Raw genomic sequence first — 15,709 nt, forward strand, 5'->3', positions numbered from 1 at the left:
CCGAAGAGTCCATGGTATCGATCCTGGGGCGTCGGCTCTCCTCCGGCCGGTGAGACGCCTCTGTACTGGAGAAACGCGAAAGACGTACAGCAGATTCCCCCGGCCCCGTCCAGAGCGGGATCCGGCCGGAGACGACGACGGGCGTCCCGGTGGGTACCGGAACGCCCGTCGTGCTGTCCTGCGAGCCGTCTCAGACGGTGATCAGCGCCTCCAGCGGCGCCCCGTCCAGAGCCTGCTCCAGCCTGCGGCGGCCGTCGAGGAAGCCGAGCTCCATGAGGACCGCGACGCCGGCCACCTCGGCGCCCGAGCGCCGGACCAGGTCCAGCGAGGCCGCCGCGGTGCCGCCGGTGGCGAGGACGTCGTCGATGACCATGACGCGGTCGCCCGCCGCCAGGTCCTCGGCGTGCACCTCGATCTCGGCGCTGCCGTACTCCAGGTCGTAGCTCTGCCGGAGCGTCGCCCCGGGCAGCTTGCCCGCCTTGCGCACGGGGATGAAGCCGAGGCCCGCGCGGAGCGCGACGGGGGCGCCGAGGATGAAGCCGCGGGCCTCCAGGCCGACGATCTTCGTGGCGCCGTGCCGCGTGCTGAGGTCCGCCAGTGTCTCCGTGAGCGCCGCGAACGCGACCGGATCGGCGAGCAGCGGCGTGATGTCCTTGAACATCACGCCCGGCTTCGGGTAGTCCGGGACGTCACGGATGCGGCTGAGCAGCAGCTCCGTGACGCCTTCCAGCTCGGTCATCGGCGCTTCCCCGAGGGCCGGCCACGGCCGCGGTTGCGCGACGCGGGCTGGCTGCGGGGACCGACGACGGCAGGAGCGGCGTCACCGGGCACGGCGTCGTCCTGCGGCTCCTCGTCGGCGTAGGACTCCGGGGCCTCCGCGGACTCGCCCTTGGCGGCGGCCGCCGCGCGCTTGGCGAGCACCCGCTTCTTGAGGGCCTTCATCTGCGGCTCGCGCTCCTTGAAGTCGGCGACGAGCGGCGTGGCGATGAAGATCGAGGAGTACGCACCGGCCGCGAGGCCCACGAACAGCGACAGCGAGATGTCGTTGAGCATGCCCGCGCCGAGGGCGCCGCCACCGATGAACAGCAGGCCCGCCACCGGAAGCAGCGCGACGACCGTGGTGTTGATGGAGCGCACCAGGGTGCCGTTGATGCTGCGGTTGGCGAGCTCGCTGTAGGTGTACTTCGTCTGCTTGGTGATGTCCTTCGACTGCTCCTTCAAGCTGTCGAAGACCACCACCGTGTCGTAGAGCGAGTAACCGAGGATGGTCAGCAGACCGATCACCGTGCCCGGGGTGACCTCGAAGCCGACCAGCGCGTACACACCCACGGTGATGGTGATGTCGTGGATCAGCGCGATCAGTGCCGCCAGGGCCATGCGCCATTCGAAGGCGATGGCCAGGTAGATCACGACGAGGACCATGAAGATCGCCAGGCCCTGCCAGGCCTTATTGGCGATCTGGTCGCCCCAGCTGGGGCCGACGAGGTCGGCGTCGATGTCGCCGGCCTTGACGTCCAGGTCCTCGGCCAGCGACTTCTTGATCTGGTCGGACTTCTTGATGTCGACGCCCGCGATCTGGATGCGGAGCTTGTCGTCACCGAGCTTCTGGACGATCGCGTCGTGACCGGACGCCTTCTCCGCGGACTCCTCGGCCTGGGCGACCGAGACGCTGGTCTTCGGCGTGTTGAAGACGGCGCCGCCCTCGAACTCGATGCCCATGTTCAGGCCGCGCACCGCCAGGCCGACGATGGCCGTGATGGTGATCAGTATCGAGATGCCGTACCAGATCTTGCGCTTGCCGACGAAGTCGTAGCCGACCTCACCGCGGTAGAGCCTGGCGCCGAGATTGCCGAGCTTCGACATCTCACGCCTCCTTCGGGTCGACAGGGCCGGCGGGGGGAGCGGTGGTGCGGCGCGACCGGCGCAGCGGCGGCTTGGCGCCGAGCCGCTCCGGGTCGAGACCGGACCACTTGTGGCCGCTCGCGAAGAACTTCTTGCGCGCCATGAGCGTCATCAGCGGCTTGGTGAAGAAGAACACCACGACGACGTCGAGCAGCGTGGTCAGGCCGAGCGTGAACGCGAAGCCCTGCACCTTGCCGACGGTGACGACGAAGAGGACGGCGGCGGCGAGGAACGACACGAAGTCGGAGACCAGGATGGTGCGCCGGGCGCGCGGCCAGCCCCGCTCGACGGCGGGTCGCAGCGTGCGGCCCTCGCGGATCTCGTCCCGTACGCGTTCGAAGAACACGATGAACGAGTCCGCGGTGATACCGATCGCAACGATCGCACCACACACCGCGGGCAGGTTGAGCGCGAACTTAATGGTCGGGCCGAGCAGCGTCATGATCGTGTACGTCAGCGCCGCGGAGACCAGGAGGCTCGCGATGGCGATGAGCGAGAGGCCTCGGTAGTAGGCCACCAGGTAGATGATGACGAGCGCGAGGCCGATGGCGCCCGCGATCAGGCCCGCCTTGAGCTGCTCGCCGCCGAGGGCCGGGCTGACCGTGGTGACGCTCTGCTCGTGGAAGGTCAGCGGCAGGGCGCCGTACGACAGGATGTTCGCCAGGTCCTTGGCGGACTCCTGGTTGAAGCTGCCGGAGATCTCGGCGTTGGTGCTCAGGGTCGTGTTGACGCTGGGGGCCGAGGCCACTTCGCCGTCGAGGACGATCGCGAACTGGTTCTGCGGGGACTGCTGCTGCGACAGCTTGCTGGTGGTCTTCGAGAACTTCTTCGCGCCGCCCTTGGTGAACTCCATGTTGACGACCCAGGCACCGGACTGCTGGTTGATGACCGCCTTGGCGTCGTCGACGTCCTTACCGTTCAGCTCGGCCGGGGCCAGGATGAACTTGTCCCAGGTCTTGCCGTCGGGGCTCTTGCCGCACGCGATAGTGGGGTCCGAAGGCTTGATGCCACGGCCGGCCGCGGCACGCTGCTTCTTGTCGGTGCAGTCCAGCTTGGTGAACTGCTCCTGGAGCTTGGCGGTGGCCGGGTCGGGCTTGGGCGTCTCGTCCTTCTTGCCGCCCTTGTCCTTGTCCTTGTCCGAGGCGGACGGCGTCGGGTCGGCCTTCAGGGCCTCGCTGACGGCGCGGCCCTGGGAGGTGGGGGTGCCGCTCGGGGAGCCGGCCTTGTCGGTGGCCTTGTCGGTCGCCTTGTCGGTCGCCTTGTCCTTGTCCTTCTCCTTGTCCGTCCCGGACGAAGGGCTGGTGGACGGCTCCGGCGTGGGCTGACCGGGGGCCTGCGTGATCACCGGGCGGAAGTAGAGCTGAGCGGTCGTACCGACCTGCTCGCGCGCCTGCTTCTCGTTCGAACCCTTGGGGATGTTGACGATGATGTTCTTGTCGCCCTGGGTCTGAACCTCGGCCTCGGAGACACCCAGACCGTTGACACGGTTGTTGATGATGTCAACCGCGGTGTTCATGTTGTCCGGGTTGATCGCGTTCTTCTGACCCGGCTCGTTCTTCGCCTCGAGCGTGATGCTCGTACCACCGGCGAGGTCGATGCCCAGGCGTGGCGTCGTGTGCCCGGAAAGGAACATTCCCCCGGTCAGCGCCACGAGGGCAATCAGGATGAAGACCAGCGAGCGTCCCGGCTTGCCCGGGGCGCTCTGCCTTCGGCCCTTCTTCGGTGCTGCCACCTTCTCGTTCTCCCTGTCCAACCGCCCGGACTCCGGTCTGCCCCCCTGCAGTGCGGGAGCCCGGGCGGGCGGCCATGAAGTGGTGTCGAGATTCGGCGCGAAATGCACGTGGTCCGGTATCCGTGGCGCGCGAGCGGCGCGCCCCACGGATACCGGTCGTGACTACTTCGCGTCGGACTCGCCGTCGGTCTTCTTCGGCTCCGCGTCGTCGGCCCCGGCGGCCGCGTCCTTCTTGCCGAGGTCGATGGGCGAGTCGTCGGAGGCGTCGGCGGGCTCGTCGGTCTTCTCGGTGAGGGAGGAGGCGTCGTCCGGGACGACGGGGGCGTCCTCGTTCAGGTCGTCCTCGGTGCCGTGCACGATGCGGTTGTACTCGTCGTCGTCGAGGACGGCGCCGATCGAGTTCTTCGCGTACACCGCGTGGACACCGGGGGCCACCTCAAGGAGGACGGCTTCGTCGTGAACCTCCTTGACGGTGGCGTACATGCCACCGATCGTGCGGATGCCGGTGCCGGGCTGCATCTCGTTACGCATCTGCGCGGCGGCCTGCTGCTTCTTCTTGGCAGACCGGGTCATCAGGAACATGGCCCCGATGAGCACGATGAACGGGAGGAGGGTCACGATATTCACGGGACGGAGTTTCCTTCGCAGGCCGCGCAGGTAAGCGGCCATGGGGATGGGGGTGGGCACGCCGCCCACAAGGGCGGCATCGGCGGAGTCTAAGCGAGTCCGCACCTAACGAACAACGCTCAGCATGGCACCGCAGTTCCTGACGGGTCGACTCTCCGCGCCGTTGTTCTCCGGCCGCGGCGCTGTCTCGCCTTTATCACGTCCCGAACAAGTCCTGTTGTCCCTTTCCGCCCGCCTGACGCGGGGGAACGAGGCCGAGGTGCGCCCACGCGGCGGGCGTGGCGACGCGGCCGCGCGGGGTGCGGGCCAGCAGTCCCTCCCGTACCAGGAAGGGTTCCGCCACCTCCTCGACCGTCTCACGCTCCTCCCCCACCGCGACGGCGAGCGTCGACAGGCCGACCGGGCCGCCGCCGAACAGCTTGAGCAGGGCCTCCAGAACGGCGCGGTCGAGGCGGTCGAGACCGCGCCCGTCCACCTCGTAGACGGCAAGGGCCGCTGCGGCGATGTCCTGGGTGATCGAGCCGTCGGCCTTCACCTGCGCGTAGTCCCTGACGCGGCGCAGCAGGCGGTTGGCGATACGGGGCGTGCCGCGCGAGCGCCCCGCGATCTCGGCGGCGCCCCGCGGGTCGATCTCCACGTCGAGCAGCTGAGCGGAGCGGTGGACGACGCGCTCCAGCTCGGTGGGTTCGTAGAACTCCATGTGCGCGGTGAACCCGAAGCGGTCGCGGAGCGGCGGCGGGAGCAGGCCCGCGCGCGTGGTGGCGCCGACGAGCGTGAACGGGGGCAGTTCGAGGGGGATGGCGGTGGCGCCGGGACCCTTGCCGACGATCACGTCGACGCGGAAGTCCTCCATGGCCATGTAGAGCATTTCCTCGGCGGGCCGCGACATCCGGTGGATCTCGTCGAGGAAGAGGACCTCTCCCTCCTGGAGGGAGGAGAGGATCGCGGCCAGGTCGCCCGCGTGCTGGATGGCGGGGCCGCTGGTGATGCGGATGGGGGCGCCCATCTCGGCGGCGATGATCATCGAGAGGGTCGTCTTGCCGAGGCCGGGGGCTCCGGAGAGCAGGACGTGGTCGGCGGTGGCGCCGCGCGCGCGGGCCGCCCGCAGGACGAGGTCGAGCTGTTCGCGGACCTTCTCCTGGCCGATGAACTCGCCCAGGTCCTTGGGGCGCAGGGCGGCCTCGACCGCCTGGTCCTCGCCGTCGGCGGACGCACCGACGAGCCGCTCGGCCGCGTCGGCGGCTTCGGCGGCGTCGTGGGTGGGGTCGTCCCAGTTCATGCGGTGTGCCTCGCGATGCGGTCGGTTCCGGGGTGGTCGTCGGCGGGGGCCGACGGGCGGGGTGCCCGTGTCAGCGGGTGCGGTTCAGGGTCTGGAGTGCGGCCTTCAGGAGCTGGCCGACCTGCGGGGTGCCCTCCATGGCCTCGGCCTGGGGGGTGACGGCGACGACGGCCTCGTCGGCCTCGCGCGTGGCGTACCCGAGGCCGATGAGTGCCGCGTGCAGCTGGTCGCGCCAGCCCGCGGTGACGGCCTTGCCGATCGCGGGGCCGCCGGTGCCGAGGGGCTCGCCGAGGCGGTCCTTGTACTCCAGGAGGAGCTTCTGGGCGCCCTTCTTGCCGATGCCGGGGACGGCCGTGAGGGCCTTCTCGTCGCCGGTGGAGACCGCGCGGCGCAGGGCGTCGGGGCTGTGCACGGCGAGCATGGCCTGGGCGAGGCGCGGGCCGACACCGCTCGCGGTCTGCAGCAGCTCGAAGGTCTGGCGCTCGTCGTCGTCCGCGAAGCCGTACAGGGTGAGGGAGTCCTCGCGCACGACCAGGGAGGTGGCGAGCTTGGCCTGCTGGCCGACGCGGAGGGTGGAGAGCGTGTTCGGCGTGCACTGGACGGCCATGCCGATGCCGCCCACCTCGACCACCGCGGTATCGGGGGCGAGGGCGGCGACGGGGCCGCTGACGAAGGCGATCATGCGGTACGGCCTTTCTGTGCTGTCTGTGCAGGCTGTGTTGTCCGTGCCGGCTGTGCTGGCTGTGTTGTCCGTGCCGTCGGGTTCTTGGCTGCATGGGCGGCCACGGCCTGCTGGAGGCGGTTCTGGGCGACGGCCTGCTGCAGGCGGTTCTGCGCGGGGGCGCGCCAGATGTGGCAGATGGCCAGGGCGAGGGCGTCGGCGGCGTCCGCGGGCTTGGGCGGTGCGTCGAGCCTCAGGAGGCGGGTGACCATCGCGCCGACCTGCGCCTTGTCGGCGCGGCCGCTGCCGGTGACGGCGGCCTTGACCTCGCTGGGGGTGTGCAGGGCGACGGGGATGCCGCGGCGCGACGCGCAGAGCATGGCGACGGCGCTGGCCTGGGCGGTGCCCATGACCGTGCGCACGTTGTGCTGGCTGAAGACGCGCTCCACAGCGACGAATTCCGGCTGGTGCTCGTCGAGCCACTGCTCGATGCCGCGCTCGATGGCCACGAGCCGGTGCCCCAACTCCGCGTCGGCCGGGGTCCGCACGACTCCGACGCCGCGCATGGTCAGCGGGCGCCCCGCGACGCCCTCGACGACTCCCACACCGCACCGGGTCAGCCCCGGGTCGACCCCCAACACGCGCACGCAGCCCCTCCAATCGCCTGTCCGTGCAGGCTATCGGGTCCCTCTGACAACGCGATGGGCCGACGGGGCGTGTCCCGTCGGCCCATGCGCACACCCCAGAGGGGCGCGGGGAACTGCGCGAGTGCCGCTTACGCGTCGACCTTCGCCATGACCTCGTCCGAGACGTCGAAGTTGGCGAAGACGTTCTGCACGTCGTCGCTGTCCTCCAGCGCGTCGATCAGCTTGAAGATCTTGCGGGCGCCGTCCTCGTCCAGTTCGACCTGCATGGTCGGGACGAAGTTGGCGTCGGCCGAGTCGTACTCGATGCCGGCTTCCTGGAGCGCGGTGCGCACCGCGACCATGTCGGTGGCCTCGGAGAGGACCTCGAAGGACTCGCCCAGGTCGTTGACCTCTTCGGCGCCCGCGTCCAGGACGGCGCCGAGGACGTCGTCCTCGGACAGCTCGCCCTTGGGGACGATGACGACGCCCTTGCGGTTGAAGAGGTACGAGACGGAGCCCGGGTCGGCCATCGAGCCGCCGTTGCGCGTCATGGCGACACGCACGTCGGAGGCGGCGCGGTTGCGGTTGTCGGTGAGGCACTCGATGAGCACCGCGACGCCGTTCGGGCCGTAGCCCTCGTACATGATCGTCTCGTAGTCGGCGCCACCGGCTTCGAGACCGGCGCCGCGCTTGACCGCGGAGTCGATGTTCTTGTTCGGGACCGAGCTCTTCTTGGCCTTCTGGATGGCGTCGAAGAGCGTCGGGTTACCGGCGGGGTCGGCGCCGCCGGTACGGGCCGCGACCTCGATGTTCTTGATCATCTTCGCGAAGAGCTTGCCGCGCTTGGCGTCGATCACGGCCTTCTTGTGCTTCGTCGTAGCCCATTTAGAGTGGCCGGACATCTGCCTGTCTCCTTCGCGTTACCCAACAACCAGTAAGAACTCTCCCAGACCTTAAGGCTCCGGGGGGATCCCCGGAGATCCTACTAGGATCCCGCCTCCGGGTTACCGCGCGCCATCTCCACGAACAGCGCGTGGATCCGGTGGTCGCCCGTCAGCTCGGGGTGGAACGACGTGGCGAGGGCGTTCCCTTGGCGTACGGCGACGATGTGGCCCTCGTGCTCGGCGAGCACGTCGACCTCGGCGCCGACGGACTCCACCCAGGGGGCGCGGATGAAGACGCCCTCGACAGGGGCGCCTGCGACGCCCCGGACGTCGACGGCGGCCTCGAACGACTCGTTCTGCCGCCCGAACGCGTTGCGCCGCACGATCATGTCGATGCCGCCCACCGTCTCCTGGCCCGAGCGCGGGTCGAGGATCTTGTCGGCGAGCATGATCATGCCCGCGCAGCTGCCGTAGACCGGCATGCCGTCGCGCACGCGCGCGCGGAGGGGCTCCATCAGGCCGAAGAGGGTGGCCAGCTTGGAGATGGTGGTGGACTCGCCGCCGGGGATGACCAGGCCGTCGACCTCGGCGAGCTCCTCGGGGCGCCGGACCGGCCTGGCCACGGCGTCCGCCGCGGCCAGGGCGATCAGGTGCTCCCGTACGTCCCCCTGGAGGGCGAGGACGCCCACTACAGGGGTGTCCACCCTGGAGGTGTCACCTACGGGAGTGGTCATCACCAGCCCCGGTTCGCGTAGCGCTCGGTCTCCGGGAGGGTGTCGCAGTTGATGCCGACCATGGCCTCGCCGAGGTTGCGGGAGGCGTCGGCGATGATCTTCGGGTCGTCGAAGAACGTCGTGGCCTTCACGATGGCGGCGGCGCGGCGGGCCGGGTCGCCGGACTTGAAGATGCCGGAGCCGACGAAGACACCCTCGGCGCCGAGCTGGCGCATCAGGGCGGCGTCGGCGGGGGTGGCGACACCACCGGCGGAGAACAGGACCACCGGGAGCTTGCCGAGCTCGGCGGTCTCCTTGACCAGCTCGTACGGGGCGCGGAGGTCCTTGGCGGCGGCGTACAGCTCGTTGTTGTCGAAGCCGCGCAGCTTGGCGATCTCGTTCTTGATCTGGCGCAGGTGGCGGACGGCCTCGACGACGTTGCCGGTGCCGGCCTCGCCCTTGGAGCGGATCATCGCGGCGCCCTCGGCGATGCGGCGCAGGGCCTCGCCCAGGTTGGTGGCGCCACACACGAACGGCGTCGTGAAGGCGAACTTGTCGCTGTGGTTGACCTCGTCGGCCGGGGTGAGGACCTCGGACTCGTCGATGTAGTCGACGCCGAGGGACTGCAGGACCTGGGCCTCGACGAAGTGGCCGATGCGGGACTTGGCCATGACCGGGATCGAGACGGCCTCGATGATCTCTTCGATCATGTTCGGGTCGGACATCCGGGCCACGCCGCCGTCCTTGCGGATGTCGGCGGGCACGCGCTCCAGCGCCATGACGGCGACCGCGCCGGCGTCCTCGGCTATCTTCGCCTGCTCGGCGTTGACGACGTCCATGATCACGCCGCCCTTGAGCTGCTCGGCCATGCCGCGCTTGACGCGGGCGGTGCCGGTCTCGGGGGACGGGTTGTTGCTGGAGAGGGTGCTGGACACGGAGTTGACCTCACTCGCTGAAAGAGGATTTCTGCAGCTCCGAGGAAACTCCCGGTGACCAGGCCACAGCAAGGGCCAATGGGTGACCGGTGGCTCGTTTTTGGGGGATGTGCCTGGTCAGGGCGGTTTACGTGCCGCCGTGCCGCCATGGTTTGGCTGGTCCCGGCGTCATGCCGTCGCGCGGTCCGCCAGTGCCGTCGGCGGCTCGTCGTCCATCTCGAACGCCATCGGGAACGGGGCGTGACCCGCGAGCCGGAACCAGCGGACCGTGCGGTGGCGGCGGAGGGCGCGGGCGGCGCGTACGGCGTCGTTGTGGAAGCGGCGGGCCATCGGCACACGGCGTACGGCCGCGGCCAGCTCGGTGGCCGCCTCGTCGCCGCCGGGGGCCTCCCGTACGGCCTCGACCTGCTGGACCTCTCCGAAGATGGCGCGCAGCGCCTGGCTGAGCTCGCTCTCCGCGACCTCGCGCTGTTCCTCCTCCGCCTGGCGGGCCGCGTGCGCCGCTTCGTAGAGCACGATCGACGCGGCCGGATCGAGCACTCCGGAGGTGGCCAGCTCCTGGGCCACCGAGGCGCGGCGCAGCAGTTGGGCGTCCAGGGCGGCGCGTGCGGCGTCGATCCGCGCGTGCAGCCGGTCGAGTCGGCCGGCGGTCCAGCTCAGGTACAGGCCGATCGCGAAGAGGGCCGCCGCGATCCAGATCAAGGTGGAGGTCACAGGCCGAGGCTACCTTCGGGCGTGGTCGCCTTTGACCGGGCCTCGGCGCCCGGCACCCCACGCACCGTCTTCGGGGGCTCCGCCCCCTGGCCCCCGGTCCTCAAACGCCGGACGGGCTGAAATTCAGTGCCCGGCACCCTCCTCGGGGGCTCCGCCCCCGCACCCCCGGTCCTCAAACGCCGGACGGGCTGAAACTCGGCACCCCGGTCCGCAAAAGACCGGACCGGCTGAAACTCCGCACCCCGGTCCGCAAAAGACCGGACCGGCTGAAACTCGGCACCCCGGTCCGCACAAGACCGGACCGGCTGAAACTCGGCACCCCGGTCCGCAAAGGACCGGGCCGGCTGGAAAGCAGCCCCCTCACCCCTTCGACGCCAGCCCGAACCTCGCCCGCAGGCCCGAGCGTTCGTCCTCGGCGACGGCAGTCGCGCCGTCCGTCACCGTTTCGTAGACCGCGAGGATGTCGGAGCCGACCGTCGACCAGTCGAAGCGGCGGACGTGGGCGCTGCCGCGTTCGCGCAGGCCCTCTCGGCGTTCGGGGTCGGCGAGAAGGCGTACCGCGGACTTCGCGAGGGACTCCGCGTCCTCGTTGGTGAAGAGGTCGCCCGCCGCGCCCTGGTCCAGGACCTGCGCGAACGCGTCCAGGTCGCTGGCGAGCACGGGCGCGCCCGCGGACATCGCCTCGACCAGGATGATGCCGAAGCTCTCGCCGCCGGTGTTGGGCGCGACGTACAGGTCGACGCTGCGCAGCAGCCGCGCCTTGTCCTCGTCGCTGACCATGCCGAGGAACTCCACCCGGGGGCGCAGCTCTGTGGGGAGGGACGCGACCGCCTCCTCCTCGTCGCCGCGGCCCGCGACCAGCAGGCGGGCGTTCGGGCGCTCGGCGAAGATCTGCGGGAGGGCCCGCATGAGGACCGGCAGGCCCTTGCGGGGCTCGTCGATGCGGCCGATGAAGCCGATCGTCTCGCCCTGCCACTCGGGCCGCGGCTCGGCGTCGGCGAAGAAGTCGACGTCGACGCCGTTCGGGATGACGACCGCGTCGCCGCCGAGGTGTTCGACGAGGGTGCGGCGCGCGTACTCGCTCACCGCGATGCGTGCGCTGATCTTCTCCAGGGCGGGCTGGAGGATCGGGTACGCGGCGATCATCGCCCGCGAGCGCGGGTTGGACGTGTGGAACGTCGCGACGATGGGACCCTGCGCGGCCCAGCAGGTGAGCAGGCCGAGGGAGGGCGACGCGGGCTCGTGGATGTGGATGACGTCGAACGTGCCCTCGTGCAGCCAGCGGCGTACCCGCGCGGCCGACAGGAAGCCGAAGTTGAGGCGGGCCACCGAGCCGTTGTAAGGGACGGGAACGGCGCGTCCCGCCGAGACCACGTACGGCGGGAGGGGTGTCTCGTCGTCGGCCGGGGCGAGGACGGAGACCTCGTGCCCGAGGCGGATGAGGTGCTCCGCCAGATCGCGGATATGGAACTGGACGCCGCCCGGCACGTCCCACGAGTAGGGGCAGACGATGCCGATTCTCACGACGTCTCACCCGCCGGAGCGGCATCGGCGCGGGGTTCCAGGTCGGCGAGCCACAGACGCTGCAGCATGTGCCAGTCCTCCGGGTGTTCGGCGATACCGGTGGCGAAGGCGTCGGCCAGCGCCTGTGTCATGACAGACGTCTTCTCGGCCCGCGTACCTGTCTCGGGGACGTCGACGGGCGGGTGGACGCGGCCCTTCATGACGGGCGAATCGTCATACCAGAGGGTGACGGGCAGCAACAGGGCTCCGGTCTGCTGGGCGAGCATCGCGGGGCCCGCCGGCATCCGGGCGGTGTCTCCGAAGAACTTCACCTCGACGCCGGAGGCGGACAGATCGCGGTCGGCGACGAGGCAGACGAGGCCGCCGGCGCGCAGGCGCCGCGCCAGGGTCCCGAAGGCGGAGCCTCCGGTGTGGGGCAGGACCTCCATGCCGAGGCTCTCGCGGTAGGCGACGAAGCGGTCGTACAGCGTCTCGGGCTTGAGGCGCTCGGCGACCGTCGTGAAGGGGGTGTCGAGCTTGGTGGTGACCCAGGCTCCCGCGAGGTCCCAGTTGCCCAGGTGCGGCAGGGCGATGATGACGCCCTTGCCGGCGGCGAGCCCGTCGGTGAGGTGGTGGACGTCCTTGACGTCGAAGCCGTTCTTCACCCGCTCCTTGCTCCAGGACGGCAGCCGGAAGGACTCCATCCAGTAGCGCAGGTAGGAGCGCATGCCCGCCTTGGAGAGCTCGGTGAGCCGTTGCGGACTCGCGTCGGGCACCACGCGCGCGAGGTTGGACTCAAGGCGGAGCACGCCTTTGCCGCGGCGCTTCCAGACCGTGTCGGCGATGGTCCTGCCGAGCCGCGCGGCGACGGGTTCGGGGAGCTTCTTGACGGTGCTCCAGCCGAGCCCGTACAGCCCGTCGGTGAGTCGGTCCTTCACTGCGCGGCCTCACTCTCCTGGGCCCCGGATGCCGTGGCGGCGTCCGCCTCCGCGGACTCCCTGCGCACGGTCACCACGCGCTGGACGAGGGTGACCATGCTGCCTGCCGCGACGGCCCACAGGGCGATGGGCAGCAGGATCTGGATGCCCGGGACGCCGAACTTGTGCAGGCCCGCGAGGCCCGCGGCGACCAGCGTGATCACCAGGCGCTCGGCGCGCTCCACCAGGCCGTTGACGGCGACGGGCAGGCCGATCGCCTCGCCGCGCGCCTTCGTGTACGAGACCACCTGGCCGCTGGCCAGGCAGAAGATGGAGACGGCGCAGAGGATGTTGTCGTCGCCGGACCCTGCGTACCAGAGGGCGAGGCCGCCGAAGATGGCGCTGTCGGCCACCCGGTCGAGCGTCGAGTCCAGGAACGCGCCCCAGCGGCTGGAGCGGCCGAGCTGGCGGGCCATATTGCCGTCGACGAGGTCCGAGAAGACGAACGACGTGATGACGATCACGCCCCAGAAGAGCTCACCCCGGGGGAAGAAGACCAGCGCTCCCGCCACCACACCGGCCGTGCCGATGAAGGTGACCGCGTCGGGGCTGACCCCGCGGCGGATGAGAAACGCGGCGAACGGCGTGAGGACACGCGTGAAGAATGCACGCGCGTACTTGTTCAGCATGGCCTTCCCGAGGGTTCGGTGCGCCGCGCGGCCCCGTTGGCCACCGGCGGGCCCATCGTAGTCACGCTGTTGACGGACCGGCTCGCCCCCTCACGATCGCGTACGACGTATGGACGCACAGTGACCCGAGTGGAAAGCTCGAAAGCATGACGGGCGCCGCCGGTGCCGCCCCGCATCCGGCCCCGCGCGTCCACGAGCAGCCAGCATCCCCGAGGGGGCTGAGCCTCCTCACCGTGCACGTAACCGGGAGGCCAAGGCATGGGCGACAAGGCGAACGCACACCCCGGAGCCGCCGGCAGGGCAGCATCGGCCGACCACCCCGCGTCCGTACGGAATGTGGTGCTGGTCGGCCACAGCGGATCCGGCAAGACGACGCTGGTGGAGGCCCTCGCGCTGACGGCGGGGGCGGTGAACCGGGCGGGCCGCGTGGAGGACGGCGGCACCGTCTCCGACTACGACGAGATGGAGCACCGGCAGCAGCGTTCGGTGCAGCTGTCACTGGTTCCCGTCGAATGGGACGGGTTCAAGATCAACCTACTGGACACCCCGGGGTACGCCGATTTCGTCGGGGAGCTGAGGGCCGGTCTGCGCGCCGCGGACGCGGCCCTTTTCGTCGTCTCGGCGGCCGAGGGCGTCGAGGGCATCACGGGCGCGACGCGCATGGTGTGGGAGGAGTGCGCGGCGGTCGGCATGCCCCGGGCCATCGTGATCACGCACCTCGAGTCGGCCCGCGCGGACTTCGCCGCGATGACCCGCACCTGCGCGCAGGCGTTCGGCGGCGACGACCCGGACGCCGTGGTGCCGCTGTACCTGCCGCTCCACGGCGAGCCGGGACCGGACGGCCACGCCCCGGTGACCGGCCTGATCGGGCTGCTCTCGCAGCGGATATTCGACTACGCCTCCGGGGAGCGCAAGGAGTCCGAGCCGGGCGCCGACCAGCTTCCGCTGATCCAGGAGGCGCGCAACACGCTGATCGAGGGGATCATCGCCGAGAGCGAGGACGAGTCCCTCATGGACCGTTACCTCGGCGGCGAGGACATCGACTTCAAGACCTTGGTGGACGACCTGGAGCGCGCGGTGGCGCGCGGCATCTTCCATCCGGTGCTCGCCGCCGCGCCGGCCGCGGAGGGCGCCCGCCAGGGCATCGGCACGGTCGAGCTCCTGGAACTCATCACGGGCGGCTTCCCGACGCCGCTCGAACACCCCGCACCGGCCGTCACCACGCCCGACGGCACGGCGCGGCCCGCGCTGACCTGCGACCCCGAGGGCCCCCTCGTGGCCGAGGTCGTGAAGACCGCCTCCGACCCGTACGTGGGACGGGTCTCCCTCGTCCGTGTCTTCTCCGGCACCCTGCGTCCCGACGAGACGGTGCACGTCTCCGGGCACGGCCTCGCCGACCGCGGCCACGAGGACCACGACGTCGACGAGCGCGTCGGCGCGCTCTCCTCCCCCTTCGGCAAGCACCAGCGCACCCTCACGCACTGTGTGGCGGGTGACCTGGCGTGCGTGGCCAAGCTGAACCGCGCCGAGACCGGCGACACCCTCTCCGCCAAGGACGACCCGCTCCTCATGGAGCCCTGGGACATGCCGGACCCGCTGCTGCCCCTCGCGATCCAGGCGCACAGCAAGGCCGACGAGGACAAGCTGTCGCAGGGCCTGTCGCGGCTGGTCGCCGAGGACCCCACGATGCGGCTCGAACAGAACCAGGACACGCACCAGGTCGTCCTGTGGTGTCTGGGCGAGGCACACGCGGACGTCGCTCTGGAACGGCTGCGCAGCCGGTACGGCGTGCAGGTCGACGTGGTGCCGTACAAGGTCTCCCTCCGGGAGACGTTCGCGGGCAAGTCCGGTGGCCGGGGCCGCCATGTGAAGCAGTCCGGCGGGCACGGGCAGTACGCGATCTGTGAGATCGAGGTCGAGCCGCTGCCCGGCGGCAGCGGCATCGAGTTCGTCGACAAGGTCGTGGGCGGCGCGGTCCCGCGGCAGTTCATCCCGTCCGTCGAGAAGGGCGTGCGTGCGCAGGCGGCCAAGGGCGTCGCCGCCGGGTACGCGCTCATCGACGTCCGGATCACTCTCCTCGACGGCAAGGCGCACTCGGTGGACTCCTCCGACGCCGCGTTCCAGACGGCGGGCGCGCTGGCGCTGCGGGAGGCCGCGTCCGGCGCGAAGATCCATCTGCTCGAACCGGTCGCCGAGGTGCAGGTCCTCGTCGGCGACGACTATGTCGGGGCGGTGATGAGCGACCTGTCGGGGCGGCGGGGCCGGGTGGTCGGCACGGAGCAGGCGGCCGGCGGGCGCACCCTGGTGCGGGCCGAGGTGCCCGAGATCGAGATCGGCCGGTACGCGGTGGATCTGCGGTCCCTCTCGCAGGGCACCGCGCGCTTCAACCGTACGTACGCGCGCCACGAGCCGATGCCCCCGCAGCTCTCCGAGAAGATCCGCGAACGGGCGCACGACGCCTCGTAGTTGCGGAGCATGGGCGCATGCCGTCCGCCCCTCCCCCGAGGGCGGGCGGCATGCCGTTGCC

The 15,709-nt window shown here is 70.5% G+C and carries 14 protein-coding genes and 1 pseudogene; 1 reads left to right on the forward strand and 14 read right to left on the reverse strand.

All coding sequences use genetic code 11. The annotated features are described in order from the left end of the window. Positions 1 to 190: 190 nt before the first annotated feature. The 14 genes and pseudogenes from DEJ49_RS05405 to pgsA all read right to left on the reverse strand — a co-directional run bounded on the left by DEJ49_RS05405 (position 191) and on the right by pgsA (position 13,238). On the reverse strand, positions 191 to 739 hold the full coding sequence (locus DEJ49_RS05405) for an adenine phosphoribosyltransferase (RefSeq protein ID WP_150182859.1): 549 nt from the start codon (positions 737 to 739) through the stop codon (positions 191 to 193). Beyond that, entirely contained in the window at positions 736 to 1,863 is a 1,128-nt protein-coding gene (secF, locus tag DEJ49_RS05410) for a protein translocase subunit SecF (protein ID WP_150182861.1), read from the reverse strand. The genes DEJ49_RS05405 and secF overlap by 4 nt, the downstream gene beginning before the upstream one ends. 1 nt (position 1,864) lies before the next feature. Then, positions 1,865 to 3,634 (reverse strand): protein translocase subunit SecD, encoded by a 1,770-nt coding sequence (gene secD / locus DEJ49_RS05415; RefSeq protein WP_150182863.1) that lies wholly within the window; start codon positions 3,632 to 3,634, stop codon positions 1,865 to 1,867. A gap of 162 nt (positions 3,635 to 3,796) precedes the next feature. Next, a complete protein-coding gene (gene yajC, locus DEJ49_RS05420) occupies positions 3,797 to 4,261 on the reverse strand; it encodes a preprotein translocase subunit YajC (protein ID WP_150182865.1) in 465 nt (154 codons plus the stop codon). 196 nt (positions 4,262 to 4,457) lie between these two features. After that, positions 4,458 to 5,540, reverse strand: coding sequence for a Holliday junction branch migration DNA helicase RuvB (ruvB, locus tag DEJ49_RS05425; RefSeq protein WP_150182867.1), 1,083 nt, complete (start codon positions 5,538 to 5,540; stop codon positions 4,458 to 4,460). A gap of 70 nt (positions 5,541 to 5,610) precedes the next feature. After that, positions 5,611 to 6,222 (reverse strand): Holliday junction branch migration protein RuvA, encoded by a 612-nt coding sequence (gene ruvA / locus DEJ49_RS05430; protein WP_150182869.1) that lies wholly within the window; start codon positions 6,220 to 6,222, stop codon positions 5,611 to 5,613. Beyond that, positions 6,219 to 6,848: a crossover junction endodeoxyribonuclease RuvC gene (gene ruvC / locus DEJ49_RS05435; protein ID WP_150182870.1), complete on the reverse strand. Its 630-nt coding sequence runs from the start codon at positions 6,846 to 6,848 to the stop codon at positions 6,219 to 6,221. Before ruvC ends, ruvA begins: the two co-directional genes overlap by 4 nt. Before the next feature lie 128 nt (positions 6,849 to 6,976). Continuing rightward, entirely contained in the window at positions 6,977 to 7,729 is a 753-nt protein-coding gene (locus tag DEJ49_RS05440; RefSeq protein ID WP_150182872.1) for a YebC/PmpR family DNA-binding transcriptional regulator, read from the reverse strand. Positions 7,730 to 7,812: 83 nt separating this feature from the next. Next, positions 7,813 to 8,445, reverse strand: coding sequence for a pyridoxal 5'-phosphate synthase glutaminase subunit PdxT (pdxT, locus tag DEJ49_RS05445; RefSeq protein WP_150182874.1), 633 nt, complete (start codon positions 8,443 to 8,445; stop codon positions 7,813 to 7,815). Then, on the reverse strand, positions 8,445 to 9,359 hold the full coding sequence (gene pdxS / locus DEJ49_RS05450) for a pyridoxal 5'-phosphate synthase lyase subunit PdxS (RefSeq protein WP_150182876.1): 915 nt from the start codon (positions 9,357 to 9,359) through the stop codon (positions 8,445 to 8,447). The genes pdxT and pdxS overlap by 1 nt, the downstream gene beginning before the upstream one ends. Positions 9,360 to 9,527: 168 nt before the next feature. Continuing rightward, a complete protein-coding gene (locus DEJ49_RS05455) occupies positions 9,528 to 10,073 on the reverse strand; it encodes a hypothetical protein (RefSeq protein ID WP_150182878.1) in 546 nt (181 codons plus the stop codon). 360 nt (positions 10,074 to 10,433) lie between these two features. Continuing rightward, on the reverse strand, positions 10,434 to 11,597 hold the full coding sequence (locus DEJ49_RS05460; protein ID WP_150182879.1) for a glycosyltransferase family 4 protein: 1,164 nt from the start codon (positions 11,595 to 11,597) through the stop codon (positions 10,434 to 10,436). Continuing rightward, the gene (locus DEJ49_RS05465; RefSeq protein WP_150182881.1) at positions 11,594 to 12,514 is read right to left on the reverse strand and encodes a phosphatidylinositol mannoside acyltransferase; all 921 of its coding nucleotides are present in this window, start codon (positions 12,512 to 12,514) and stop codon (positions 11,594 to 11,596) included. The genes DEJ49_RS05460 and DEJ49_RS05465 overlap by 4 nt, the downstream gene beginning before the upstream one ends. After that, positions 12,511 to 13,238: pseudogene (gene pgsA / locus DEJ49_RS05470) on the reverse strand (phosphatidylinositol phosphate synthase). Before pgsA ends, DEJ49_RS05465 begins: the two are co-directional and overlap by 4 nt. A 202-nt stretch (positions 13,239 to 13,440) precedes the next feature. Here pgsA and DEJ49_RS05475 point away from each other — a divergent pair. Beyond that, complete coding sequence (locus DEJ49_RS05475; RefSeq protein WP_150182886.1) at positions 13,441 to 15,648, forward strand: elongation factor G-like protein EF-G2; 2,208 nt, start codon at positions 13,441 to 13,443, stop codon at positions 15,646 to 15,648. The last annotated feature ends 61 nt before the right edge of the window (positions 15,649 to 15,709 follow it).

It is taken from the genome of Streptomyces venezuelae (genome assembly GCF_008642335.1).
Taxonomy (GTDB): domain Bacteria; phylum Actinomycetota; class Actinomycetes; order Streptomycetales; family Streptomycetaceae; genus Streptomyces; species Streptomyces venezuelae_F.

Coding starts and splice junctions, on each gene's coding strand:
- DEJ49_RS05405 (WP_150182859.1), bottom strand. CDS start 739: ATGACCGAGCTGGAAGGCGTCACGGAGCTGCTGCTCAGCCGCATCCGT.
- secF (WP_150182861.1), bottom strand. CDS start 1,863: ATGTCGAAGCTCGGCAATCTCGGCGCCAGGCTCTACCGCGGTGAGGTC.
- ruvB (WP_150182867.1), bottom strand. CDS start 5,540: ATGAACTGGGACGACCCCACCCACGACGCCGCCGAAGCCGCCGACGCG.
- ruvA (WP_150182869.1), bottom strand. CDS start 6,222: ATGATCGCCTTCGTCAGCGGCCCCGTCGCCGCCCTCGCCCCCGATACC.
- DEJ49_RS05440 (WP_150182872.1), bottom strand. CDS start 7,729: ATGTCCGGCCACTCTAAATGGGCTACGACGAAGCACAAGAAGGCCGTG.
- pdxT (WP_150182874.1), bottom strand. CDS start 8,445: ATGACCACTCCCGTAGGTGACACCTCCAGGGTGGACACCCCTGTAGTG.
- DEJ49_RS05475 (WP_150182886.1), top strand. CDS start 13,441: ATGGGCGACAAGGCGAACGCACACCCCGGAGCCGCCGGCAGGGCAGCA.